Annotated in this window: 27 protein-coding genes; 21 read left to right on the plus strand and 6 right to left on the minus strand. The window is 52.4% G+C overall.

Features of this window, described 5'->3' with window-relative positions; genetic code table 11:
• Positions 1-59 precede the first annotated feature (59 nt).
• Positions 60-1,454 (minus strand): FAD-dependent oxidoreductase, encoded by a 1,395-nt coding sequence (locus BLP91_RS08050; protein WP_091569393.1) that lies wholly within the window; start codon positions 1,452-1,454, stop codon positions 60-62.
• Positions 1,455-1,598: 144 nt separating this feature from the next.
• On the minus strand, positions 1,599-2,789 hold the full coding sequence (locus BLP91_RS08055; RefSeq protein ID WP_091569395.1) for a ParM/StbA family protein: 1,191 nt from the start codon (positions 2,787-2,789) through the stop codon (positions 1,599-1,601).
• Positions 2,790-3,116: 327 nt separating this feature from the next.
• On the opposite strand from BLP91_RS08055, the gene noc reads away from it, so the two are divergent.
• Genes noc through BLP91_RS08090 form a run of 7 tightly spaced genes read left to right on the plus strand, consistent with a single transcriptional unit; the run spans position 3,117 to position 8,943 of the window.
• Positions 3,117-3,929, plus strand: coding sequence for a nucleoid occlusion protein (noc, locus tag BLP91_RS08060; RefSeq protein WP_091569398.1), 813 nt, complete (start codon positions 3,117-3,119; stop codon positions 3,927-3,929).
• Positions 3,930-3,984: 55 nt separating this feature from the next.
• Positions 3,985-4,749: a ParA family protein gene (locus BLP91_RS08065; protein WP_091569401.1), complete on the plus strand. Its 765-nt coding sequence runs from the start codon at positions 3,985-3,987 to the stop codon at positions 4,747-4,749.
• Positions 4,739-5,608 carry a ParB/RepB/Spo0J family partition protein gene (locus BLP91_RS08070; RefSeq protein ID WP_091569403.1) on the plus strand — a complete coding sequence of 290 codons (870 nt, stop codon included), beginning with the start codon at positions 4,739-4,741 and terminating at the stop codon, positions 5,606-5,608. Before BLP91_RS08065 ends, BLP91_RS08070 begins: the two co-directional genes overlap by 11 nt.
• Positions 5,609-5,624: 16 nt before the next feature.
• A complete protein-coding gene (locus tag BLP91_RS08075; protein ID WP_091569407.1) occupies positions 5,625-6,773 on the plus strand; it encodes an aminotransferase class V-fold PLP-dependent enzyme in 1,149 nt (382 codons plus the stop codon).
• A 17-nt stretch (positions 6,774-6,790) separates the two neighbouring features.
• Complete coding sequence (locus tag BLP91_RS08080) at positions 6,791-7,477, plus strand: DUF554 domain-containing protein (protein ID WP_091569410.1); 687 nt, start codon at positions 6,791-6,793, stop codon at positions 7,475-7,477.
• Positions 7,478-7,501: 24 nt separating this feature from the next.
• The gene (locus tag BLP91_RS08085) at positions 7,502-8,032 is read left to right on the plus strand and encodes a DUF4446 family protein (RefSeq protein ID WP_091569412.1); all 531 of its coding nucleotides are present in this window, start codon (positions 7,502-7,504) and stop codon (positions 8,030-8,032) included.
• A 38-nt stretch (positions 8,033-8,070) separates the two neighbouring features.
• The gene (locus BLP91_RS08090) at positions 8,071-8,943 is read left to right on the plus strand and encodes a diacylglycerol/lipid kinase family protein (protein ID WP_091569415.1); all 873 of its coding nucleotides are present in this window, start codon (positions 8,071-8,073) and stop codon (positions 8,941-8,943) included.
• Between the two features lie 45 nt (positions 8,944-8,988).
• Here the strand turns inward: BLP91_RS08090 and yyaC are convergent, their stop codons facing one another.
• On the minus strand, positions 8,989-9,579 hold the full coding sequence (gene yyaC / locus BLP91_RS08095; RefSeq protein ID WP_091569417.1) for a spore protease YyaC: 591 nt from the start codon (positions 9,577-9,579) through the stop codon (positions 8,989-8,991).
• 101 nt (positions 9,580-9,680) lie between these two features.
• Between yyaC and BLP91_RS08100 the strand changes: the two genes are divergently transcribed.
• From BLP91_RS08100 to BLP91_RS08160, 13 genes are all read left to right on the plus strand, one after another.
• A complete protein-coding gene (locus BLP91_RS08100) occupies positions 9,681-10,718 on the plus strand; it encodes a YkvI family membrane protein (protein WP_091569420.1) in 1,038 nt (345 codons plus the stop codon).
• Between the two features lie 69 nt (positions 10,719-10,787).
• Positions 10,788-11,399 (plus strand): lysophospholipid acyltransferase family protein, encoded by a 612-nt coding sequence (locus BLP91_RS08105; RefSeq protein WP_091569423.1) that lies wholly within the window; start codon positions 10,788-10,790, stop codon positions 11,397-11,399.
• A gap of 48 nt (positions 11,400-11,447) precedes the next feature.
• Complete coding sequence (locus BLP91_RS08110) at positions 11,448-11,669, plus strand: DUF951 domain-containing protein (protein WP_091569426.1); 222 nt, start codon at positions 11,448-11,450, stop codon at positions 11,667-11,669.
• A gap of 188 nt (positions 11,670-11,857) precedes the next feature.
• Complete coding sequence (ychF, locus tag BLP91_RS08115; RefSeq protein WP_091569428.1) at positions 11,858-12,958, plus strand: redox-regulated ATPase YchF; 1,101 nt, start codon at positions 11,858-11,860, stop codon at positions 12,956-12,958.
• 144 nt (positions 12,959-13,102) lie between these two features.
• Positions 13,103-13,396 (plus strand): 30S ribosomal protein S6, encoded by a 294-nt coding sequence (rpsF, locus tag BLP91_RS08120; protein ID WP_091569431.1) that lies wholly within the window; start codon positions 13,103-13,105, stop codon positions 13,394-13,396.
• Between the two features lie 42 nt (positions 13,397-13,438).
• Complete coding sequence (gene ssb, locus BLP91_RS08125) at positions 13,439-13,897, plus strand: single-stranded DNA-binding protein (RefSeq protein WP_091569433.1); 459 nt, start codon at positions 13,439-13,441, stop codon at positions 13,895-13,897.
• Positions 13,898-13,938: 41 nt separating this feature from the next.
• Positions 13,939-14,166, plus strand: coding sequence for a 30S ribosomal protein S18 (gene rpsR, locus BLP91_RS08130; RefSeq protein ID WP_091569436.1), 228 nt, complete (start codon positions 13,939-13,941; stop codon positions 14,164-14,166).
• A 138-nt stretch (positions 14,167-14,304) separates the two neighbouring features.
• Positions 14,305-14,616: a MazG-like family protein gene (locus tag BLP91_RS08135; RefSeq protein ID WP_091569439.1), complete on the plus strand. Its 312-nt coding sequence runs from the start codon at positions 14,305-14,307 to the stop codon at positions 14,614-14,616.
• 7 nt (positions 14,617-14,623) lie between these two features.
• Positions 14,624-15,532 (plus strand): DUF2232 domain-containing protein, encoded by a 909-nt coding sequence (locus BLP91_RS08140; protein ID WP_176757899.1) that lies wholly within the window; start codon positions 14,624-14,626, stop codon positions 15,530-15,532.
• 98 nt (positions 15,533-15,630) lie between these two features.
• Positions 15,631-17,589 carry a DHH family phosphoesterase gene (locus BLP91_RS08145; RefSeq protein WP_091569444.1) on the plus strand — a complete coding sequence of 653 codons (1,959 nt, stop codon included), beginning with the start codon at positions 15,631-15,633 and terminating at the stop codon, positions 17,587-17,589.
• Positions 17,586-18,032, plus strand: coding sequence for a 50S ribosomal protein L9 (gene rplI / locus BLP91_RS08150; protein WP_091569446.1), 447 nt, complete (start codon positions 17,586-17,588; stop codon positions 18,030-18,032). Before BLP91_RS08145 ends, rplI begins: the two co-directional genes overlap by 4 nt.
• 72 nt (positions 18,033-18,104) lie before the next feature.
• The gene (dnaB, locus tag BLP91_RS08155; protein ID WP_091569449.1) at positions 18,105-19,451 is read left to right on the plus strand and encodes a replicative DNA helicase; all 1,347 of its coding nucleotides are present in this window, start codon (positions 18,105-18,107) and stop codon (positions 19,449-19,451) included.
• A 125-nt stretch (positions 19,452-19,576) separates the two neighbouring features.
• Positions 19,577-20,863, plus strand: a complete 1,287-nt coding sequence (locus BLP91_RS08160; RefSeq protein ID WP_091569452.1) for an adenylosuccinate synthase — start codon at positions 19,577-19,579, stop codon at positions 20,861-20,863.
• 167 nt (positions 20,864-21,030) lie between these two features.
• Here BLP91_RS08160 and rlmH read toward each other — a convergent pair whose 3' ends face one another.
• From rlmH to BLP91_RS08175, 3 genes are all read right to left on the minus strand, one after another.
• Complete coding sequence (gene rlmH / locus BLP91_RS08165; protein ID WP_091569454.1) at positions 21,031-21,510, minus strand: 23S rRNA (pseudouridine(1915)-N(3))-methyltransferase RlmH; 480 nt, start codon at positions 21,508-21,510, stop codon at positions 21,031-21,033.
• Positions 21,511-21,529: 19 nt separating this feature from the next.
• On the minus strand, positions 21,530-21,712 hold the full coding sequence (locus tag BLP91_RS08170) for a CxxH/CxxC protein (RefSeq protein ID WP_176757900.1): 183 nt from the start codon (positions 21,710-21,712) through the stop codon (positions 21,530-21,532).
• 75 nt (positions 21,713-21,787) lie between these two features.
• Positions 21,788-22,978, minus strand: a complete 1,191-nt coding sequence (locus BLP91_RS08175) for a S1C family serine protease (protein ID WP_091569459.1) — start codon at positions 22,976-22,978, stop codon at positions 21,788-21,790.
• A gap of 268 nt (positions 22,979-23,246) precedes the next feature.
• Here BLP91_RS08175 and BLP91_RS08180 point away from each other — a divergent pair, with 268 nt between their 5' ends.
• Positions 23,247-23,450, plus strand: a complete 204-nt coding sequence (locus tag BLP91_RS08180; RefSeq protein ID WP_091569462.1) for a hypothetical protein — start codon at positions 23,247-23,249, stop codon at positions 23,448-23,450.
• Positions 23,451-23,489: the final 39 nt, after the last annotated feature.

Raw genomic sequence — 23,489 nt, forward strand, 5'->3', positions numbered from 1 at the left:
AAAAAATAGGCTGTCGAGACTTTCTCGACAGCCTGCAGCCGTAACGGCTGTCTCTTTTTTTATCCCAGGTTATTGATGAGATTGTGAAGTCCCCGCAAAGCCAGTTTCCGTTTTTCCAGCTGTTCCTCTTCGGAGTTTTTCTCGCCAAAGGGGCCGATAATTTCATCATAAGATTGGCCAAAGGGATCTTCGATACTAATATCGTCTTTTTTCAGACCATCGGATTGGGCCAGTACATTTCTTGCGGCTTCCTGGTTCATATAGGAAGAGGAACCGGAATCGACTTCAAACTTTGACTTCCTCTCTTCCTTTTGTTCCGGGGGCTGCCGGAGGATGGAGGAAGAGGCAAAGGGCATGCGGCTTCGTCCCTGAAGCGGGCCGGATTGGAAGGGTTCGTCCTGGTAGCCGCTGTCAGAGGATTGCATTCCGTCCAGGGTTTTGGAGGAGAAAGGTCGGGCTCTTTTCTCAAACGGTTGGGATTGAAAGGGCTCATAAGTTAAGCGTTTTTCTGCGGGCTTTTCCTTTTTTTCATCGCCTTCCCACACCATGGCCCCCGGGATATGCGTCTTTTCCGGTTCCGGAGGAGTTGGGGAAGGGGGTTCAGGTGGTGGGAACTCTTTTAAGTCCTTTCCCTTCCGGTGCTTCAGCCGGCGTTGATCCATCGGTATGACCGCATGAGAAGGTGATTTTCCCGTGGCCAGTTTGGTGACTCGTTTTTTCTTATCGAAGGGGGTGAGGACAGATCGCTTTTCCTCCACAGTTGAAGTCGGCTTCGACTTTTGGGACTCCGCCTGCCTCTTTTGATTGTCGGCGGTTCCTGGTTGTGGGCGGTGGGCAGTCGGTTGATCCGAAGGAGGGACCGCTGATTTTCGACTGCGGACCAACCGTTGCCTCAGCCTTCTTTCCCGTTCCCGAAGAATCGGTTCCGGGGGTTGAGTTTCGGTTTGATTCGGAACCTCTTTTGCTGGAGGCGCTTCCGGTTTCCTCCAGTGGGCAGTGGAACGGTGAATTCTTCTTTTACGTTTATGGATTTCTCGTTCTCGCAGTACATGGCTCCAGATCCGCTTTTCCCCTGATGACGCCTTCTCGGTTATGGAAGGTGGCGGGGTCGAGGATTCTCGATGTTGGGGATTCTGTTTTACTTGATTCCGGTCTTCCAGGGACTGCAAAATATAGACAGAGTGATGGGAATCCGCATCGATTTTTGTCTGTACCAATTTCGATGACGGATCGCTCTCCTTTTCGAGCCGGATCAATTGAGCCTCCACACCCGTCAGTGCCCCCTGGGGGGAACCATGTTGAGACGTGCTGCACATGACGGAGGCAATCGAGCCGGGGTTCAGCTGGAGAAAAAGGGTGGTTTTCCCCTTGCGGGCCGCTTCTTTTGCCGCTTCTTCGCCGGCAGAACCTTTACCGATCACGATCAGTTCATAATCATCTCCCGGATTGGCCATGGCGTTCCCCTCCTTTGGCCCCGCACTTCCGGGCTGAAGGAAATCCGGAATCGCGGGAGTGCTATTGACGAAATGAACCGTTACGGAATCCCCCAGGGCCATCGATCGACCCTGGGGGATTCTCCCTAGGTTATGTGTGTGTGCTTATTTTTTCTGTCCTTTCCGTTGGGAGACCCGTTTTTCAGCTGTGCTGGGTACCGAAAATTCCTCCTGGATGGTGGCAGCGATTTCCCTCTGGGTTTTGGAGGGTACGGAACGGGATTTAGACTGTGTAAATTTGCAAAGGCCGAAGGCGTTGGCAAATTGAGCATCGATCCCGTAATCCTCTGCAAAAATCAGTTTATCGCCGAAGCGCTCTCGATAATAAGGCTTGAAGGGAATAGAAGAGCCGCCGGTTAAGATGATGTATGTAATATCATCGGCGTAGTCCAGCCGGTTCCACACTTCATCCACCAATGAGGTGCCTACCTCTTGGATACAACTTTTTACGATTTCATTGACATCGTATACTTTGCCCTTGAAACTGATCTCTCCGGAGCGGATGACGCGGTTGAGGCTCCAGATGGGGTATTCCTTGCCTTGTTTGTCGGGATCCACTTCCCGGGAAAACTCCATCAACCGTTTAGATAGTAGCTGATAAACATTGATCATAGCATGGCGAGAGGTAAAACTTTGCCGTTTAATAATCGTTTCTCCATGGAGGGTTTCCACATCAGAGGTACCAAATCCGAGGTCATTGATGCTTACTTTTTGGATAAACAGGTCTTCATTCAGCAGTTTCCCTTCGCGGTCCAGGGCGATGTGAAACAGTGTGGCCATCGGCTGGCTGATCACATACAAGTTTTCTCGTTTAATTTCAAATTCGATCTTCCGGTAGGGCAGGTTCCCCTGCTTCACTTCAAAGCTGTGCTTGCCTACTAAGCGACGGCGCAGTTCTTCCTTATAGTCGGTGTAACTATCCGTGGGCAGAGCGACGGAGACGATCGGTTCCGTACTTTCACTTCCTTGCAGCATCAGCCCGGTGCTCACCCGGAACATGAGCAGGTACTCCTCTTCCCGGAACCAGGTGGGGCTGAACAGCCGGCGTTCATGGGAGTCGAATAGTTCATCGTCGGAGGACTGATCGATCGCCAGTTTACCGACAAACCATTCACGGTCCCCTTCCCGTTCCCGGTACATGATATTGTGAGGATCGTTGTTGTAAGTGATTTCCCCGACCCGATTGGGTACTACCATGTTCCGGAGAAACATCTTCAAAAACTTGTCACCATGACGGCTGACGACTTTGGTGCCGTAATAACCTTGGTCATTACCTATGTAGATGGGTTCACTCATTTCCAGTTCCTCCCGTTTTTTGTCGAAGGTCGTCACACTCTTCTTAATTGATTCTATCAAGTCGGGTTGGAAAGGGTCAATAAAAACAGGAATAAGATTCCCGTCAAATCGACTTTCTTCGAAGATTTGTGCTTTCTGTGTGTCGAAAATTTATCACTATTCCTGATGGTTCTCTTATGTTTTTGGTTTTCTGACGATTTGATCGGAAATGTTTCACGTGAAACATCACCTAGACACCCAAATGAGGAGGTTGATCGATTAAAATATAGAATATATGGAGAGAAGAATGGATCGAGCTCATTATTATTTTAGGTGGTGTCCCTAGAAATGAAAGAGCCATTCAGCCGTTTATTCGGCATGGCGGAAAAGGATGAGGCTGACGAGGTAAAACAACTGAAGGTGGATCGGGTGAAACCGAGCCCTTACCAACCACGTACCGTATTCGACGAGGAACGGATTGATGAACTGTGCCAGACGATTCAAAACCATGGCTTGATTCAGCCGGTGGTGGTGCGACGTATTGGCAACGAGTATGAGTTGATTGCCGGGGAGAGGAGATTGCGGGCCGTCAGGCGGTTAGGGATGGAGACCATTCCAGCAGTGATTCGCGATATGTCCGATACAGAAGCTGCATCAGTATCCCTGATCGAAAACCTGCAACGGGAAGGGTTGACCGCAATGGAAGAGGCGATGGCTTATCATAGCCTGATCGAACTGCATGGGTTAACTCAGGAGGGATTAGCGCAACGGTTGGGAAAAGGTCAGTCCACCGTGGCCAATAAATTACGTCTCCTTCAACTACCTGAGGAAGTGCAACAAGCGGTTCAAGATCGACAAATTTCAGAGCGACACGCTCGAGCGTTATTGGGGTTGAAGGATGAAAAACTGCAGCGGAAGCTATTGGATGAAATTTTGGAGAAAAACCTCAATGTCAAACAGACAGAAGAACGGTTGCGAAAATGGACAGAAGTGAGCAATAAACCGAAACCAAAACGAAAAGCTTTTTCCAGGGATGTTCGCATCGCTGTCAATACCATCCGGCAATCGGTAGATATGGTGAAAGAGAGCGGACTCTCTGTTTCATCCGATGAGAAGGAATATGATGATTTTTATGAAGTGGTTATTCGCATCCCCAAGTAAAAGGTGTACACTTTTTTTAGGTGAGAGAACAGCTTTAGAAACGAGGTGCTAATCATTGAGTCGAGTTGTTGCTATTGCCAACCAAAAAGGGGGGGTGGGGAAGACCACCACTTCTATCAATCTGGGAGCCAGCCTGGCTTACCATGGGAAACGGGTTTTGATCGTCGATATCGATCCGCAGGGAAATACCACCTCCGGTCTGGGAATCAACAAGGCGGATGTCAAACAATGCATATATGATGTGTTGATCAATGAAGTTCAGATGGAGAGTGTCTTGCTATCTACCCCGATTGAGGGTGTCGATCTGATCCCGGCACGGATTGAATTGGCCGGTGCCGAAATCGAATTGGTGCAGGTTTTGTCCCGCGAACATCGGCTGAAGCGGTCTTTACAAAGAGTTCGTGATCGGTATGATTTTGTCTTGGTGGATTGTCCTCCATCACTCGGTGTTCTTACGGTTAATTCTTTAACTGCTGCCGATTCAGTCCTAATTCCGATCCAATGTGAGTTTTATGCGTTGGAAGGGTTGGGACAGCTTTTAAACACGGTTCGGATCGTGCAGAAACACCTGAATAAGCGGCTGGAGATTGAAGGGGTTTTGTTGACGATGTATGATGCACGGACCAATCTGTCTCTGCAGGTGATGAATGAGGTGCAGAAGTATTTTCAGGAGAAGGTATATCAGACGGTGATTCCCCGGAACGTCCGCTTGAGTGAAGCGCCCAGCCACGGGAAGCCGATTCTGGAGTATGCTGCCCGCTCTCGGGGAGCGCAGTGTTATGTCGACCTGGCAAAGGAAGTGATCCATAATGGCCAATAGTAAGGGGCTGGGGAAGGGATTGAGTGCTCTTTTTCCAGATGCCCAGGCGGAGGCTGATGAAGCGGTCAATGAGCTGGATGTAAAGGAGTTGCGGCCCAATCCATATCAACCGAGAAAATCTTTTGATCCAGACTCCCTTGAAGAATTGGTCTCCTCAGTAAAAGAGCATGGGGTTGTACAACCGCTGGTGGTGCGGAAAAGCATCCGGGGCTATGAAATCGTTGCCGGGGAACGCCGCTTCCGTGCCGCAAAGGAAGCTGGTTTGGAACAGGTGCCGGCGGTGGTGCGGGACTTCACCGACGAACAGATGATGGAAATCGCATTGATTGAAAACCTGCAACGGGAGGATCTCAATTCAATCGAGATCGCCCAAGCCTATAAGAAATTGATGGACCAATTTTCCTTGACCCAGGAAGATTTGGCCGCCCGAGTGGGAAAGAGTCGTCCCCATGTGGCCAATTTTCTTCGTTTGTTGCAGCTCCCAGCTGAAGTGCAGGAAAATGTTTCACGTGGAACATTGTCTATGGGACATGCCCGGGCTTTGCGAGGGGTAAAAGACCGGGAGGTGCAGCTAAAGCTGGCCCGAAAATGTATCAAGGAAGGGGCCAGCGTGCGCCAATTGGAAGAATGGGTGCAGCAAGTAAACGAAGGACTGCAACGGGAACGGAAGAAAAAAAAGAAGAAAAAAGAGGAGAACCCGGTGCTTAGACGCTATGAGGATTTGCTGCAAGAGGCATTCAGCACGCCGGTTAGGATTCGTCACGGACAGAAAAAAGGAAAAGTCGAGTTTGAATATTATTCAGAGCGGGAGCTGGAACGGTTGATGGAACTGTTTCAAAGAAACCGCATCGTCGATTAAGCAGGGGGAGGCTACCTTGATCTATCTGGATAATGCCGCTACCAGTTGGCCCAAGCCGGAAGGCGTATCTGAAGCGGTAAAGGAATGTTTGGACGAGTATGGTGCCAACCCGGGAAGGGGAGGGCATCGGTTGTCAGAACAGGCGGGTCGTCAGGTAGAGGAGACACGTCGCCTACTGGCTCAATGGTTTCACATCTCGCAACCGAAAAACTTGATTTTTTGCCAAAATGGAACCCACGCTATCAATTTGGCCTTAAAAGGTTGGTTGCGGGAAGGGGACCATGTAGTTACTACCTGCTGGGAGCATCATGCCGTGATCCGTCCCTTGAATGAGATGAAACGGAGCCTGGGAATCAAGGTGGAGTATATCCCACCGGGGCCGGATGGCCCGGTCGATCTATCTCGTCTCAAAGAAGCGATTCAACCTCATACGCGGTTGCTCGTCAGCACACATGCTTCCAATGTGAACGGGGTTTTGTTGCCATTGGAGGAGATGGGAGCGATCGCCGGAGAAAAAGGGGTTCCTTTTTTGGTGGATGCGGCCCAAACCGCCGGCGTTGTTCCTGTCGACGTTCAGTCGATGGGCATCTCGATGCTCGCTTTTCCAGGACATAAAGGGCTGTTTGGACCTCAGGGAACCGGGGGTCTCTATCTGAATCCGGAGCTCCCGGTGCGACCGATCATGCAAGGAGGTACGGGCAACCATTCCGAGGATTTGCACCAGCCTGAGGAGAGGCCTTTGGGATTTGAAAGTGGAACATTGAATACACCGGGGATCGCCGGGCTCGGAGCGGGGGTTCGCTTTTTGATGGACAAGGGCTGGCAGGCGATTCATCAACATGAGACGGAGCTGAGCCAGCAGTTGGTGGAAGGGTTGAAGCGAATGGAAAAGGTTCATCTCTATCAATTGCCTTTTGCCTCCGTTGCAGTGGTTTCTTTTCGAATGGAGGGGATCGATGAGACAGAGCTGGCCACCCTGCTTGATCGCCACTTTGATATCGCGGTGCGGGCCGGTTACCACTGTGCTGCACTTGCCCACCAAACGATGGGTACGAAACCAGGTGGGACCCTCCGGGTCAGCCCGGGATACTTTAACACGCAATCGGAAGTGGACATTTTTCTAGAGGCATTGCAAGAAGTCCAGCAAGCCTTTGCCGGTCTATAAAGAAAGGGTTTTACATCATGGTACTGCTTGGAACCATCGTCAACGGGATAGCTATTGCGATCGGGGCTCTGTTGGGGTCGCGATTGAACGGTATGCGCAAGGAAATTCATGAAACGGCGATGCAAGGGATCGGTCTGGTCGTCATCGTGATCGGGCTATCCATGGCCTTAAAGACTGAAGATTTGATTCTGGTGCTGATCGCTATCGTGGTCGGCGGTATGCTGGGAAGTTGGATCGGATTAGAGAGATGGTTGAACCGGTTTGGAACCTGGATGGAACAGCGAGTGAAGGGAGAAAGCCAGTTTGCTGCTGCCTTTGTAACCAGCACCCTGGTTTATTGTGTCGGTCCGATGTCCATATTAGGCGGATTAGACAGCGGATTGAGAGATGATCACCAAATCCTCTATACGAAATCCCTTCTCGACGGCTTTTCCGCCGTTATTTTTTCATCCACTTTAGGGGTCGGGGTGTTGTTTTCCTTGGTACCGGTTGTGGTGTACCAAGGTGGGATCGCTCTATCTGCCGATTGGATCGCTCAACTGTTGGACGAAAAAGCATTGGACTTGATGATTCAGCAAGTAACCGCAGTCGGTGGATTGATGATTGTCGGGATTGGAATCAATCTTCTCAAGCTGGCGCAAATTCGGGTGGCTGATCTATTGCCAGCTATTCCGATCGCGGCTGTTTGTTCATTTTTCTTCTAAAGTTAGACAGGAGAGGGTCATATCATGGAAGCAAGGGTTTTCTATCTACTATCCCATCCGGTGGGATGGATGCTGCTATGTGCGGCTTTACTTCTTATCTTGGTGTTTGGCTGCATGTTGTGGGTGCGCCAATCCCGTCAACAACAGTTTCTGAATCAGCTGGAGCGGGATGCTGCCTGGTTGCAGGAGGTATCAGAAAGGGAAGAAGATGGACCAGCCCCTCTCGCCCTGATGCATCATCTCCGTCAACTGGATCAGTCCATCCGGAGGCGGAAGGGACGATTGGGATTGGTCCGGTTTAATGCGGCTGGTGATGGGGCAGCGGATATGAGCTTTTCCCTGGCCCTGTTAGATGATGAGCAGACCGGAATCATTATCAGCAGTTTGTTTAGCCATCGGGGGCCTTCTTACTTTTATGCAAAGCCTGTCGAAAAGGGGGTTTCTCCCTATCCGTTGTCTGCGGAGGAGGAACTGGCCATCCAACGGGCGATGGATGACGGAGATGGGATGGAAAGCATCCCGGTATCCTCCGGTTCAAACGAAAATGATTCCTGAACGTACAACACAGTGATGAAATACAAGGCGGTGTCGGTATGATAGTTTTTATAGTGAACCAGCGGTCTGGAAACGGGAACGGGGGGAAGGTTTGGCGGACGCTTGAAAAACGTTTGTATGAAAAAGAAGCTTCGTTTGAAGTGGTTTATACTGAATATCCCGGTCACGCCACGGAACTGGCTAAGATGGCTGCCCAAAAGAAGGAGATTCGTGCCGTGATAGCGGTGGGAGGTGATGGAACGATCCATGAAGTAGCTGGGGGGTTGATCGGCACCTCCATCACCCTGGGTTGCATACCTGCCGGATCCGGCAATGATTTTGCCCGGACACGGGGAATTTCAACGGATCCGTTGCAGGCCCTGGAGCAGATGCTTACGGGTGAACCCGAGGTTGTTGATACGCTTCGAGTGAACGGAGAGGTGACCATCGGCACAGCGGGGGTCGGTTTTGACGCCAGTGTATCTCAGGCGGTCAACCGATCTTCGGTAAAACGATGGCTAAAGAAAGCCGTCTATGTATGGGAACTGATTCGGCTCTTATTTACTTTTCAACCCCAAAACGTCACTGTCACCCTGGATGGAAATCGAAAGCAAGTATCCGGTGTCTGGTTGATCGCCGTCGCCAATATCCCTTTCTACGGAGGAGGCATGAAAATCTGTCCTGAAGCCTCCAACCGGGATGGCTTGTTGGATATCTGTATCGTCAGAGACGTTAGCCGTTGGAAAATACTCTTCGTGTTCCCTCGGGTCTTTCAGGGCACTCATGTCAGTCACCCAGCGGTAGAAATGATGAAGGGAACACGATTAGAAGTGGAGTCGAGCCCCCCTTTGTTGATCCATACCGACGGTGAGGTGATCGGAAAAACACCGGTTGAGATGGAGATTGTCCCCAATAGTCTCCAGGTGATATAAAAGAGATTTCCTGCTGCCCGTTTACCCCTGTTGGCGGGCGGTTTTTTATTGAGGTTGTTGTTTGATCCGAGACACAGCTACCGCTTCGATCGCTGAGGCGATCACATGGGCCATCTTCATCACCATGTTGAGACGCGTATTCTGCAAAACGAAATACTCCATAAATCCGGAAACATTGACAATGCCGGTCATATGAATCTGGCCGACTGAAGGCAGCTGTTTATTCACCCCGGCTCCCGGTCTGAGCGGCCCGTTTTTCACTTGGATCGAGCCCACATTGGCCAATTGGCCCAAACAGGCATCGATAGCAATGATTCGGGGGTTTTTCAATTCTTTCTCCATTCTGGATAAGGCCTGATTCAAGTTCACCGCATGAACAGGCTCGTCCAATGTCCCGTATACCCGCAGCGCCGGCAGGGCGAGGGACTCCAAGCGGGTACCCACGAGGGGGCCGAGGGCGTCGCCTGTGGACCGGTCGGTACCGATACAGATACAGGCCAACTCCCGGTAACCAGGATACAGTCCGAGCACCTGATCCAGCTGGTCCGCACACTGGTGTTCTGCGCTGGGATGGGCATAATGCACCCGTGCCGGATCCGGGATCCCTGAACCGGAGTGAGGGGCAGGTTTGCGCATGGCCGTCTACCTCCAAAAAAAGGGGATAGAATCTTTACCAGTATACGGACATCGCTAAGGAAATATACATGGTAGGGACAACCCGGACAAGGGGGATCAATATGCGCTTTCAACTGTGGCATTCCTTGAAGATCAGCATGACGATCATCGGAACGATGATCGGTGCCGGATTTGCTTCTGGACGTGAAATATGGGAGTTTTTTGGTTCCTACGGGGATGGCAGCAGCTCCATTATCCTACTGTCCACTTTTCTCACCTTTACCTCTACGGTGGTTATCCTCAAAATCAGTTGGAAATATAAGACGCAGCATTATTCCGAGGTGTTGAACCAAGTGATCGGAGCGCGGATGAGCCGGGTTTTTGATTATCTGGTCATGCTGTTCCTGTTGACCAGCACCTTAGTGATGGTAGCGGGAAGCGGGGCCACTTTTCAACAGTGGAACAGCTCCTACACCCTGGGGGTTTTAGTGATGGTAGCTGCCGTTTTATTGATTCTCCTGTTTGATTTGAAGGGATTGATGTCGATGAATTCCGTACTGATTCCGGTGATGGTCTCGGTGCTGATCTTCGTCTGCCTTCAGTTTCTTCAAAACAGCGGCTGGTTTCTGACCACCGATCATCCGAAAACAACCTCTCTCCCTGTCTGGCCCTCCGCAATTACATACACCGCCTTTAACACCATGTCCCTGCTGGCTGTCCTGTCCACCATGGGAAGACAGATTCGTCATCCGGCGGAAATTTGGGTATCCGGTGGAGTCAGCTCGCTCTGTCTCGGGATGCTGGCCTTTCTGTATAATTATTCATTGCTGCGTGTGGACAGCCTGGTCTCTCAATATGAGATTCCCCTGTTTGCCTTGGTGCGGGACTATTCTCCCATCTGGGTGCTCAGTATCTCATTGGTGTTATGGATGGCGATTTACACGACGGCGGTCAGCAATGTTTACGGTCTTTCCCACCGTCTGTCGGAACTCCTCCCCTTCCCCCCCTGGGTGATCGGCGGGACGGTTATTTTGTTGTTGGTCCCTCTAACCCGGCTGGGATTTGCCACATTGGTCAATTATTTATATCCCCTCTTCGGGGTGATCAATTTGTTCATTCTGACGATGGTCCTCTTGTACCCTATCATGAAAGAGGGGTAATCGATCGAGTGGGATTTCTCCTCCTTTATATGTACAATATGAGCATAGAGAGAAGAGGAGGTGGATGATATGTGGTATCGGTTGGGGCAGTGGATGCTGCGCGTAATTTTGCGCGTATATCACCGAGCGGAAGTCCAAGGGCTGGACCGCGTTCCCCGGCAAGGTCCTTTTTTATTGGTAGGGAATCATATCAGTTATCTAGATCCTTTTTACATCGCGGCCCAGTTGCCGCAGCGGATCTCCTTTATGGCGAAGGCGGAATCCTTCTCCCACCCTTTTACCCAATGGTTTTTGCGCAAAGTGGATGCCTTTCCCGTCAGGCGAGAAGAAGCGGATGTACGAGCGATGCGATCAGCCTTAGCCCGGTTGCGCAATGATCAAGTGGTGGGCCTCTTCCCGGAGGGAAGGCGACGGGAAGCGGAACCCCCGACCGAACTGAAAGGGGGCGCCTCTTACCTGGCCCTTCGCGCCCAGGTGCCTGTCATCCCTGTTTGGATCGAGGGGACCGACCGTGCCTTGCCCCGCAAGGGCCGCTGGATCCGGCCGGCCAAAGTGCGAATTTACTTCGGGGAACCGATCCAGAAGATTCCGGCCGGAAAAAACCGGGAAGATCAGGAACGGATTCACCAGATGATCATGAGCGCTTTCCGGCAATTGGCGGAACAGAAGGTTGCCGAATAGCCGCCCGTTTTTCTATAATGGATGCAAGAAATAAGGGGGACGGTGGCGATGGAGCGGAAACAATTTGCATTGGGGGACGTTGTGGAGATGAAAAAACCCCATCCCTGCGGCACCAATGCATGGAAGGTCATCCGGATGGGGATGGATATCCGAATGAAATGTACCGGTTGCGGACACAGTGTCCTCCTACCGAGGTCCCGCTTTGAGAAGCGGATGAAACGCGTTTTACAGAGATCTCCTCAAGATGAAAACCGTGCGGGCGGGGTTTGAGCTCGGCTTACGGTGGAAGCTCCCCGGGCTGGGGAGCTTCTTTTCCGTGGTTTAGTACCGCTGGAATGCTGACCATGACATTTCCCGCTTCCTTTCGCTATAATGGACGGAGGTTGTAACCGACTGCGGGCCGATACCGAGCTGGGGCCCGCCTTTTTAGGCCGACTAAACAGAGGAGTTGAACAGGAATGCCGCTTACAACTGGGATCGTCGGTTTGCCTAACGTGGGTAAATCGACGTTGTTTAATGCAATTACCCGGGCCGGTGCGGAATCGGCCAACTACCCCTTTTGTACAATCGATCCCAATGTGGGGGTTGTAGATGTACCTGATCCGCGCTTGCAAGGGCTGGCTGAGATGGTCCGCCCCCGTAAGGTGACTCCGACATCCTTCCAGTTCACCGATATCGCCGGATTGGTGAAAGGGGCCAGCAAAGGGGAAGGATTGGGCAACCAATTTTTGTCCCATATCCGGGAAGTGGATGCGATCATCCATGTGGTACGTTGTTTTGAAGGTGGCAATATCACCCATGTTTCTGGACAGGTGGATCCAGTCAGCGATATGGAAACGATCAACCTGGAATTGGTGCTGGCGGACTTAGAAACGGTGGAGCGCCGGTTGAACCGGGTGGCTCGCCAGAAGAAGAGCGGGGAAGCCGAGGCGATCAAAGAACATGCGGTTCTGGAAAAATTGCAGCAGGTTTTAGCTGATGGGAAACCGGCCCGGTCATTGGAGCTGGATGAGGAGGAATTGGAGCGGATTCGTTCCCTCAACCTGCTCACCTTGAAAAAAGTGCTTTACGCTGCCAATGTGTCCGAGGATGATGTGGCTGCACCGGAGGAGAACCCCCATGTGCAAGCTCTTCAACAACAAGCCGCTCGAGAAGGAGCGGAGACGGTGGTCATCAGCGCCCAGCTGGAAGCGGAGATAGTGGAACTGGACGGAGAAGAACGGAAGCAGTTTCTTGAGGATCTGGGCCTGGAATCCTCTGGGCTGGACCGGTTGGTGTCTGCAGCCTATCGGTTGCTGGGGTTGATCACCTATTTTACAGCGGGGGAACAGGAGGTCCGGGCCTGGACCATCCGAGAGGGAACCCGGGCTCCCCAAGCGGCCGGCGTCATCCATTCCGATTTTGAACGGGGCTTCATCCGCGCCGAAGTGATCTCATATGAGGATCTGATGCGAGCCGGATCTCAGGCGGCAGCTCGGGACCAGGGGCTGCTGCGGTCCGAGGGCAAGGATTACGTAGTCAAAGATGGGGATGTTGTCCATTTCCGGTTCAATGTTTGATGAAGGAAGATTCCCTTGTGAAGGGGGTTGCTCCTTGCCTTTCCACTCCTCCTCTGATAGAATGTAGTATCGTGGATATAGGATATTCACTCCTTGCTCCATTAGCGGGATGGAGCCGTTTCAGTCCAGAAGGAGGTGTAGAGAATGCATAAGTACGAACTGATGTACATCACCCGTCCTGAGCTGGATGAGGAAGCTCTGAACACCCAGCGGGAAAAGGTTCAGGCTGTGATCGCTCAGAACAACGGGGAAGATATTGAGCTGGAGCATTTCGGCAAGCGGCGTTTGGCTTACCTGATTGACAACTATCGGGAAGGCGTATACACCGTAGTTACGTTCACCGGCAACGAAGATACCGTGAACGAGCTGGGACGCCATTTGAAGCTCAACGACGATGTGATTCGTCACATGATCATCAACATTGACGATAAAGAGTAAGGGCATGTCGCGGAAATCCAAGCGGCTTAGGAGGGGTTGCCGATGTTAAATCGGGTGGTATTGATCGGCCGCCTGACCTGGGATCCCGAGCTTCGTTACACCCCCAATGGTGTCGCCGTCACCAGCTTTCGACTGGCGGTGGATCGTCCGTTCACCAACCAGCAGGGGGAGCGGGAGACCGACTTTATCGATATCGTTGTCTGGCGACAACTTGCGGAAACGGTCGCCAACTATATGAAAAAAGGACGGTTGGTCGCCGTTGAGGGACGGCTGCAGGTACGAAGTTTCGAAAATAACGAAGGGCGACGGATTCGCGTTTCCGAAGTGGTCGGGGACAATGTCCGCTTTTTGGACCGTGGCGGTGATCGCAGCGGCGGTTCCGGGTTTAATCAGGGTTATGACAACCCCGGCGGCATGAGTAAGGACCGTGGCCCCTCCGACGATCCCTTTGCCGATGACGGCAAGCCGATCGACATTTCCGATGATGATCTGCCCTTCTGATGATACGCAAACGATCACAGTAGAGGAAAGGGGGTTCTTCTATGGCCCGCCGTCGAGGGAATAAGCGCCGCAAAGTGTGTTACTTTACGGTGAACAAAATCAAGTATATCGATTACAAGGATGTGGATCTGCTCCGTAAGTTTATCAGCGAACGGGGTAAAATCCTTCCCCGCCGTGTGACGGGGACTTCCTCCAAATATCAGCGGCAACTGACCCGGGCAATCAAACGCGCCCGGCAAATGGCTTTGCTGCCGTACACCACGGATTAAAAGCCGGAGGGAAGGGGCGTGAGAAACGCCCCTTCTTTTTTCATTCCGTCCGGTTCCCACTGGCGAAAAAAAGGAGATTGGCCCTCGGCTGTTGAACATAGCCATAGATCCAAGACCTTTTAAAGGAGTGCGGGAACCATGAGCAGGCCGGAGCGAAGCATGCACATCGCCAAGAGCATGAAAGTGATTGAATGGTTGAAAACGGAAATCCTGGATCAGATCGCAAACCTGTATAAAGGGTTACATACAGCCAATCAGTCCCTGATCGCCGACAGCCTGGCCAGTTTAGTGGTAGCGACCTACGTACTGGCCCGACGGGTGGGGCTTTCTTTCAGGGAGGTGGATCAGGCGGTCACCAGGAAACTCCGGGAAGCCGCGCAGGAGCGGCACCAACTGGAAGATTGGTATGGTGATCTGTCCCAGTTGGAAGAGTATATCAATAAGAGGTGAACCAGTATTGTCACGTTTTCATGTCCGTGACGGGTTGGTGACCATTGCCCTGTTTTTTGTCAGCACGTTGACGCTTTTCACCCCTCTTTCCCTGTTAACCGTCTGGTTTCTCCCCCTCCCTTTTCTCCTGTATGCTGCTAAACACGGTTGGTTGTCTGCCCTTTTGCCTGCCGGCATCGGGGCTCTCTCTCTGTGGGCAGTATCTGGTCACCCGCTCAATGTTGGGTGGGTTATGGCGGTAGCTGTCACCGGAATCACCATGGGGGAATTGTACCGCCGCTCGCAGACCACCGGCACCGATGTGGTGTTGGGCGGGTTGACGGCAGTCTGGGTGGGTTCCCTTCTCTTGTTGGTCATCGCCTCCTTCTCCTTCAACATGATGGACCGATTGGATGCCCTGTTGGCACAGGAATGGGAGCAAAATAAGGAAATGCTTCGCGCCTACGGGATGGAGGATTCCCTGCCGGAGCTTCCTCCCGTCGCCGCTGTGATCCCCGGAATGATTTTTTTGCTGGCAGTGCCCATCCCCTTGCTCAATCTGGTGGTTGGGCGTCGGTGGCTCCGTCGGCGGGGATTTCCCGGGAAATATTTGCCCCCCTTCGGGGAATGGCGACTGCCGAGACCCTTTTTTTATTTCTACTTCGTCTCCCTGCTTCTGTTGATCCTGTTTGGCCTGGGGGAAAACGCCAACCTGATGTTGCTAGGAAATGCTGCCGCTGTTTTGTTCACTCTGTTTATCGTCCAGGGACTGGCTTTTATCACCTGGCTGCTGGAACGAAGCGGGAAGAGCAAAGGCTGGCTGGTGTTGGTGGTGTTTTTGACCCTCTTGATCCCTGTGGCAGGAATGGTGGTTCATCTAATAGGGATTGTCGATTGCGGGACGCGTATTCGAAATCGGATTCGGGGAGAAAAATAAGGGAATCCACAGAAGGCTTTTCAAGCTATGAATCCAACTCTCCCTGGGGTAAAATAGATCATAAATGAAAGAAACGGCCCGGGTAAGGAGATGTCTTCATGCCGAACTTTATAACCAAACGATGGCACGGATACCACATGGTGTTTGCCATGATGTTCAGTTTGGTCCTGATCGTACTCCTATCCGCGTACAACTGGCCGTACGCACTTTTGGGCCTGGCCGTTTTTTTCGGCTTGGGATACGGTTTGTATCAGGCCGAACGGTCTTTTCGGGAAGATTTTACATCTTATGTTCTCACCTTGTCCAAGCGGGTGAAAGGGGCCAATCAAACCGCTTTGGACCGGATGCCCCTGGGAATCCTTCTCTATGATCGGAAGGGACGGGTGGAGTGGCACAACCCTTTTATCAAAGAGGTGACTGGTAAGGATTCTCTGGTCGGGCTGCCGGTGACCGAGGTTTTTCCCGATTTGGTGGAAGTGGATGATTCTCCGGGAAAACTGCAGATCGGGGAGCGTTGGTTTGAGGTCTTACACCACAGCGAAGAGCGCCTGTATTTTTTTCGGGACATCAGTCGGTTGGAGAAGTTGGAACGGCAATATGATCGGGAGCAGAGTGTGATCGGATATCTTCACCTGGATAATTATGATGAAGCGGGAACAGGCCTCGATGAGCAGGAGCGGACCCAGCTGTTGACCGATGTCCAGGGGGCCATCACCCGCTGGGCTAAGGAGAACGATATCAACCTCCGTCAATTTGACTCCGACAAGTTTTTCATGGTTTTTCGGAGGGAATCCCTGGACCGTATCGTCCATAATCGGTTTGATATCCTGGATGTGGTGCGAGATCTCACCCGGGAGAACAAAATCCCGATCACCTTAAGTATCGGGGTGGCTGCCGTCCGTTCCTCGATGGTGGAGCAGAACCAGACAGCAGAGGCGGCCCTGGATATCGCGCTGGCTCGTGGCGGGGACCAGGCTGCAGTCCAGGATGGGGAAAGAATGGTCTTCTTTGGTGGCAAAACCAGCGCCGTGGAAAAGCGGACCCGGGTACGGGCTCGGGTGATCTCCTTTGCTCTGGCCAATCTGATTAAGGATAGTGATCATGTGTTGATCATGGGCCATGAGGACCCGGATATGGATGCCCTCGGTTCGGCGATCGGGATGTTGCGTTTTGTCCGGATGGGAGGGCGGAAAGGACACATCGTCCTGAAGGATTCCAACCCTTCCATCGATGGGCTGATGGAAGTGATTGCCGGAAACGAGTCTCTGGAAGAAGCCTTTATTCCGCCAGATCGCGCTTTGCAGATGGTGAACCGGGACAGCCTTTTGATCTTGGTGGACACCCATAAACCATCCATGGCCCTCGAACCGAGGCTGCTGGAAAAATCCGACCGTGTGGTGGTGATCGATCACCACCGGCGGGGAGAGGAGTTCGTCAAAGATCCGGTGTTGGTCTATCTGGAGCCTTACGCCTCCTCCACCAGTGAGTTGGTGACGGAACTCCTGCAATACCAGGGCGATCGGATGACGATCGAGAATATGGAGACGACGGCTCTGATGGCCGGCATCGTGGTGGATACGAAAAGTTTTGCTTTTCGTTCGGGGTCTAGAACCTTTGAGGCGGCTTCCTTTTTGAGGCGGCATGGGGCGGATTTGGCCATGGTCCAAACGCTTTTGAAGGAAGACCTGGATCTCTTTGTCAAACGGGCGGAGATTGTCAAAAATACGGAAGTGGTATACGATAGGATTGCGATTTCCGTCGGTGAGGAAGATGAACGGTACCACCAGTTGGTCATCGCCCAGGCAGCTGATACACTGCTCGGCATGAAGGGCGTTAGCGCCTCCTTTGTTATCGGTTTGCGTGACGATGGGAAAGTGGCGATTAGCGCCCGTTCCCAGGGTGAGATTAATGTGCAACTGGTGATGGAATCTCTCGGGGGCGGCGGACACCTGACCAACGCCGCCGTTCAGTTTGAAGGCATGACCCTCGAGGAGGCACGTCAGAAGTTGCTCGATGTGCTGAAAGAGAATTTCGAGGAGGGGGGCGACATGGAGTGAAAGTGATCTTTCAACAAGATGTAAAAGGAAAAGGAAAAAAAGGTGAAGTAAAAGAAGTGGCGGAAGGCTATGCCCGTAACTACCTGTTTCCCCGGGGCCTTGCTGTTGAGGCTTCCTCGAGCAATATGAATGCATTGAAAGATCAGCAGCGTCGGCAGGAACAAAAGCGGAAAGAAGAGCTGGCCAATGCCCAGGAATTGGCGAAAAAGTTGGAGCAGTTGGATATCACTCTCCACACGAAGTCCGGGAAGGGAGGGCGGTTGTTCGGTTCTGTCACTTCGAAGCAGATTAGCCAGCACTTGAAAAAGGAATACGACATTCAGATTGATAAAAAGAAGATCCAATTGAACGAGCCGATCCGCACCCTCGGTGTAACCCAAGTTCCCGTCAAACTGCACCCAAAGGTGACGGCCACCCTTTCCGTACAGGTCCTGGCAGAGTGAGATGCGGGTGTCAAGAGCGCTCCCCAAAGGGTGGGGCGTTTTTTTCATGTCAAGTCAGGAGGTGGATGGAGAATGAGTGAACTATTTGCCGATCGTATGCCTCCCCACAACCAGGAAGCGGAACGGGCCGTCCTCGGAGCGATCCTGATCGAACCAGCGGTACTGGTGACTGTGACGGAACGGCTGCGGCCGGAGGATTTTTACCGCCAGTCCCACCAGCGCCTGTTTCAGGTAATCATCGATGTGTCGGAGCAGGGGGAGCCGATTGATCTGGTGACACTTACCTCGGAGCTGTCGGACCGCAAACTGTTGGAGGAGGTAGGTGGCGTTTCCTACTTGACGGAGTTGGCAGAAGCCGTCCCCACAGCGGCCAATGTGGATTACTATGCCCAGATCGTCGAAGAGAAGGCGATCCTGAGACGGCTGATCCGGACGGCCACCGAAATCGCCACCTCGGGTTATTCCGGCGGAGATGAAGTGACGGAAGTGATTGATTCCGCCGAGAAAAAAATCCTGGAGATTTCCCAACGCAGAATTCGCAAAGGGTTTACTCCGATCCGAGAAATTTTGATGGAGACCTTTGAACGGATTGAAAACCTCCATTATAACCAGGGAAAATTGACCGGAGTCCCTTCAGGGTATACGGATCTCGATCGGATGACATCCGGTTTCCAAAAATCCGATCTGATCATTCTCGCCGCCCGGCCCAGTATGGGGAAAACCGCTTTTAGCCTCAATGTGGCTCAAAATGTGGCTATTCGGGCGGGCCTCCCGGTTGCGGTTTTTAACCTGGAAATGTCCGCGCCCCAGTTGGTGCAACGGATGTTGGCTGCGGAAGGGAACATCGACGCCCAAGTGTTTCGGACCGGACGATTGGAAGAGGAAGATTGGGAGAAATTGACGATGGCGATCAGCACGTTATCGGAGGCCCCTATTTTTATCGACGACACACCAGGGATCTCCGTCTTTGAGATTCGCTCCAAACTGCGACGGCTGCAAGCGGAACACGGGTTGGGGATGGTGTTGATCGACTATCTGCAATTGATCGAAGGGCGAGGCCGGGACAGCCGTCAACAGGAAATCTCTGAAATCTCTCGTTCCTTAAAACTGTTGGCCCGGGAGTTGAATGTACCTGTTATCGCTTTATCCCAGCTTTCCCGGGCAGTGGAACAGCGGCAGGACAAGCGGCCCATGTTGTCGGATCTCCGGGAATCCGGCTCCATTGAACAGGATGCTGATCTCGTTTCCTTTTTATACCGGGATGATTATTATAACGAGGAGTCGGAGAAAAAGAATATTATCGAGGTGATTTTGGCCAAGCACCGGAACGGCCCGATCGGAAAGGTGGAACTCCTTTTTCTGAAAAACTATAATAAATTTCTCAGCCTCGATTTGCAACATGGAATGAAAGACGAATAATTCCTTCTACCAGTTGGAAAAACGTTCGGTTTTACGTTGACATCGTAAAGCTTACACTGTACACTGGTAAAGGATTGAATGATTCGGTTGGAATGAACAACCGCCGCGCGAAAGGGGAGCTTATCATGTCGACGGTGGTCGTGGTCGGTACCCAATGGGGAGATGAGGGCAAGGGAAAAATCACCGATTATTTGGCCGAAGAGGCGGAGGTGGTTTCCCGTTATCAGGGCGGAAACAACGCCGGACATACGATTGTGTTTGGCGAGAAACGATATAAGCTGCACCTGATCCCTTCGGGCATTTTTTATCCGGAGAAGATCTGTGTCCTCGGAAACGGGATGGTGCTGGATCCTCGGGCTTTGGTGGAGGAGCTGGAATACCTCCAGACGCACGGGGTGGATCCCAAAAACCTGCGTATTTCGGACCGGGCCCAGGTGATTCTGCCGTACCATATCAAGGTGGACAAGGCGGAAGAGAAGCGGAAAGGATCCGGTAAGATTGGAACGACGGGAAAAGGGATCGGTCCCGCTTACATGGATAAGGCAGCCCGTACCGGGATCCGCATCTCTGATCTTTTGGATCGGGACCGTTTTGCTGAGAGGCTGAAAAAGAACCTGGAGGATAAAAACCGCCTGTTGGAAAAATATTACGACACCTCGGGCTTCACTTTTGAGGAGATTTATGAGCCTTACCTGGCGTGTGCGGAGAGAATTCGCCCCTATGTAATGGATACGTCCGTGGTGCTGAATGAGGCGATCGATCAGGGGCGCCGGGTTTTGTTCGAAGGGGCGCAGGGTGTCATGTTGGATCTCGACCAGGGGACCTATCCCTTTGTCACCTCCTCCAATCCGGTGGCTGGCGGGGTCTGTATCGGTTCCGGCGTCGGACCGACCAAGATTCGTCAGGTGATCGGTGTGGCCAAATCTTACACTACCCGGGTTGGGGACGGCCCGTTCCCGACGGAGCTCCATGATGAGACGGGAGATCGCATCCGGGAGATCGGCCGCGAGTATGGAACCACCACCGGCCGCCCCCGTCGCGTCGGTTGGTTTGACAGCGTCGTCGTTCGTCATGCCCGTCGGGTGAGCGGGATTACCGGCCTCTCCCTCAATTCCCTCGATGTGTTGACGGGACTGCCCACGGTCAAAATCTGCACCGGTTACCGATACCGTGGTCAGGTGTTGGAAAACTACCCGGCTAACCTGGATGTGCTGGAAGAGTGTGAACCGATTTATGAGGAGCTTCCTGGTTGGCATGAAGATATTACCCAAGCCCGGGATCTGTCGGACCTGCCGATGGAGGCTCAACATTATGTCGAGCGGATCACCCATCTGACAGGGATCCCCCTCACCCTGTTCTCTGTTGGCCCGGGCCGCGAACAGACGATCCAGGTCCGGCCAGCCTATGCATAAACTACCGGAAGGAAACCGGTGCTACAGCGATGGCGCCGGTTTTTGTTGTGAATGAGAAACATGCTGTACTGAAAAGAGGGATGTACTCTTTGCAAGCAACCGGGGCGTGGTACTTCTTGTGAATGTGTGGGAAAGTGAAGTGAAAAGGAGGCCGGCAGGCCTCCTTTTCATTTATGATAAGTTTCTCCTCGATTGATTTTAAAGGAGCGGTAGATCTGCTCCAACAGGATGACCCGCATCAGTTGATGGGGAAAAGTCATCTTGGAAAAGGACAAGGTGAAATCTGCTCGATCCATTACCTCCTCAGATAAGCCGTAGGAGCCGCCGATCACAAAAGCGAGGCGGCTTTTTCCGTAGGTGGCAAGCTGGTCCAACTGGTGAGCCAGGGACTCCGATGACAACCCCACTCCCTGGATGGCCAAGGCGATCGTATACGTATCCGAGGTCAGAAAACGGAGGATTCTTTTCCCCTCTCGCTCCTTGATTTTTTCCCGTTCCGCGGAGTTCAGCGGCTCCTGCCCCTTCTCTTCCGAAATCTCTATGACATCCACCTTGGCGTAGGGCGAAATTCGCCCCACATAATCATCGACAGCCATACGGAGATATCGTTCCTTCATCTTTCCTACGGCTAATAACTGTATGCGCATCTCCATCCCCCACCATGATTTATTCCGACACCGACAACTGAAGCCGGTAGTTCGGTTTTTTTCCGCACCAATGACACCCGGGACCTTGCTCCTGATCGGAGGTGCTCAATGGGATCAGATCCGGGGCCCGGGCATATTCATCGACGATTTTATCCAACACCGGGTCAATATGTTCCTCACATGCATACCAAACCTTTCCCACTTGGATCACATCCTTCCTATACGGTATAAAAACAGGTCCGCCCCGCACAAGGCGGGGCGGTGAGAGAAACAGACATCATTCTGCCGGGGCGGCGGTCAGGTTGACAGTGGACGTTCTCTTCTCTCCGTCACGATAGTAGGTCACCTTCAGCTTATCCCCGATCTCTTTTTCCTCCCACAGGTAGGAACGGAGCCTCGAGGCGCTGGAAATCTTTTTACCGTCCAGTTGGACAATGACGTCCAGGCGCTGGAGTCCAGCCTTGTCCGCCCCGCTTCCAGGAGTCACTTCCAGAACAGCTACCCCTTCTTCGACGGAATCAGGGAGATTCAAGTCCGCCGAGCGGGCCCGAGGATCGATCGATGCTACATCCTTGAGGGCGACACCAAGATAGGGCCGACGAACCTCGCCGTATTGGATCAGGTCATTGATAATCGGTTTGGCGTCATTGACCGGAATAGCGAAACCGAGTCCCTCCACCCCTTGTTGGGCGATTTTCAAGCTGTTGATACCGATCACTTGACCGGCGGCGTTGACCAAGGCACCGCCGCTGTTCCCCGGGTTGATGGCGGCATCGGTCTGGATCACATCCATATCCAGCGTTTCAGAGATTTTGATCTGTCGATGAGGGGAACTGATCACTCCGGAAGTCACCGATTGGGAAAATTCCAGCCCCAGGGGATTCCCAATGGCGAGGGCCGGTTCCCCGGCTTTCAATTTATCGGAGTTGCCAAAGTCGGCCACCTTTTTCACGTATTTAGCAGGAATCTGCAGCACCGCCAAATCAGTGGGTTGGTCGCTGCCCAGCAACTTGGCCTCTACGGTTTGGCTGCCCCCATCCTTGTTCTCAATCACCACCCCGATTTGGCTGGCTCCTTGGATCACGTGATGGTTGGTGACCACCAGGGCATTGTCACCTTGTTTATCAAAAACGACCCCAGAACCGGTTCCCTTTTGCACGGGCTCCTGAGTGAAGGGATCTCCCGACTGCTGGAGGTTGACCACGCCCACTACGGCGGGACGAGCCTTTTTCACGGCTTGGGTGATATCGCTGTTCACATCAACGCTTACCGACTGATTCGGTCCGCCGCCGCCCTCTGTTAAGGGAGGGGTTTTGCCTGCAAAATACTGCTGTGGCAACACGCCGGCTTTAACTAAAGCCGGTGACAAGGTAAGGACCAACAGACCGCCGATCACAGCCGAAATGACGGCAGTGATGAAAATCACTATTCCCCGACGGAATCGGTCCGAGCTGTCGTAATAACCCACGGCGTCACGCCTCCTCGTTGATCGTTCGGATAGTGTTCGGCTCTCATCATTATGCGATTGGCATACACATATTATACTAATTACCCCAACTGTCTGAAAGACGAGCTGAAATTGTTACGGAAATCATAAATATCAGCCGGAGAGGTCTGAAGCCCCTGTGATCGGACCATAATGGAAACCAACTACTGGATGATGGGAGGCGTTTGCGATAAAACCGACAGATCCTTCGCCATCTGGTAACGCCGGCCATGTGGATTGGGGAGCACGGATGGCCGATCTGAGAGAAGATGCATATCGGATGGAGCTCTTATTGACAGCGATGGTGGATTTGCTGGAGGAAAAGGGGATTCTGACCCGGGAGGAGCTTTTACAATCGGCACAGGAGACCGATCAGGAATTGACCCGGCTACTGGGAGACCTGGTGCTAGATTCCTTTTATAAAAAGGACGAAAACGAAAAACCCCCATGGTGATGGGGGATAAAAACTCCGGACTCTGATACAGGGTGCGGT

Origin of the sequence: Melghirimyces thermohalophilus (assembly GCF_900102685.1) — a bacterium.
GTDB classification, from domain to species: Bacteria; Bacillota; Bacilli; order Thermoactinomycetales; family DSM-45169; genus Melghirimyces; species Melghirimyces thermohalophilus.

Coding starts and splice junctions, on each gene's coding strand:
- BLP91_RS08070 (WP_091569403.1), top strand. CDS start 4,739: ATGGCCAATAGTAAGGGGCTGGGGAAGGGATTGAGTGCTCTTTTTCCA.
- ychF (WP_091569428.1), top strand. CDS start 11,858: ATGCCGCTTACAACTGGGATCGTCGGTTTGCCTAACGTGGGTAAATCG.
- rpsF (WP_091569431.1), top strand. CDS start 13,103: ATGCATAAGTACGAACTGATGTACATCACCCGTCCTGAGCTGGATGAG.
- BLP91_RS08145 (WP_091569444.1), top strand. CDS start 15,631: ATGCCGAACTTTATAACCAAACGATGGCACGGATACCACATGGTGTTT.
- BLP91_RS08090 (WP_091569415.1), top strand. CDS start 8,071: ATGATAGTTTTTATAGTGAACCAGCGGTCTGGAAACGGGAACGGGGGG.
- rlmH (WP_091569454.1), bottom strand. CDS start 21,510: ATGCGCATACAGTTATTAGCCGTAGGAAAGATGAAGGAACGATATCTC.
- BLP91_RS08055 (WP_091569395.1), bottom strand. CDS start 2,789: ATGAGTGAACCCATCTACATAGGTAATGACCAAGGTTATTACGGCACC.
- BLP91_RS08080 (WP_091569410.1), top strand. CDS start 6,791: ATGGTACTGCTTGGAACCATCGTCAACGGGATAGCTATTGCGATCGGG.
- dnaB (WP_091569449.1), top strand. CDS start 18,105: ATGAGTGAACTATTTGCCGATCGTATGCCTCCCCACAACCAGGAAGCG.
- BLP91_RS08085 (WP_091569412.1), top strand. CDS start 7,502: ATGGAAGCAAGGGTTTTCTATCTACTATCCCATCCGGTGGGATGGATG.
- rpsR (WP_091569436.1), top strand. CDS start 13,939: ATGGCCCGCCGTCGAGGGAATAAGCGCCGCAAAGTGTGTTACTTTACG.
- noc (WP_091569398.1), top strand. CDS start 3,117: ATGAAAGAGCCATTCAGCCGTTTATTCGGCATGGCGGAAAAGGATGAG.
- BLP91_RS08105 (WP_091569423.1), top strand. CDS start 10,788: ATGTGGTATCGGTTGGGGCAGTGGATGCTGCGCGTAATTTTGCGCGTA.
- BLP91_RS08135 (WP_091569439.1), top strand. CDS start 14,305: ATGAGCAGGCCGGAGCGAAGCATGCACATCGCCAAGAGCATGAAAGTG.
- BLP91_RS08110 (WP_091569426.1), top strand. CDS start 11,448: ATGGAGCGGAAACAATTTGCATTGGGGGACGTTGTGGAGATGAAAAAA.
- BLP91_RS08160 (WP_091569452.1), top strand. CDS start 19,577: ATGTCGACGGTGGTCGTGGTCGGTACCCAATGGGGAGATGAGGGCAAG.
- BLP91_RS08050 (WP_091569393.1), bottom strand. CDS start 1,454: ATGGCCAATCCGGGAGATGATTATGAACTGATCGTGATCGGTAAAGGT.
- BLP91_RS08180 (WP_091569462.1), top strand. CDS start 23,247: ATGGCCGATCTGAGAGAAGATGCATATCGGATGGAGCTCTTATTGACA.
- BLP91_RS08100 (WP_091569420.1), top strand. CDS start 9,681: ATGCGCTTTCAACTGTGGCATTCCTTGAAGATCAGCATGACGATCATC.
- ssb (WP_091569433.1), top strand. CDS start 13,439: ATGTTAAATCGGGTGGTATTGATCGGCCGCCTGACCTGGGATCCCGAG.
- yyaC (WP_091569417.1), bottom strand. CDS start 9,579: ATGCGCAAACCTGCCCCTCACTCCGGTTCAGGGATCCCGGATCCGGCA.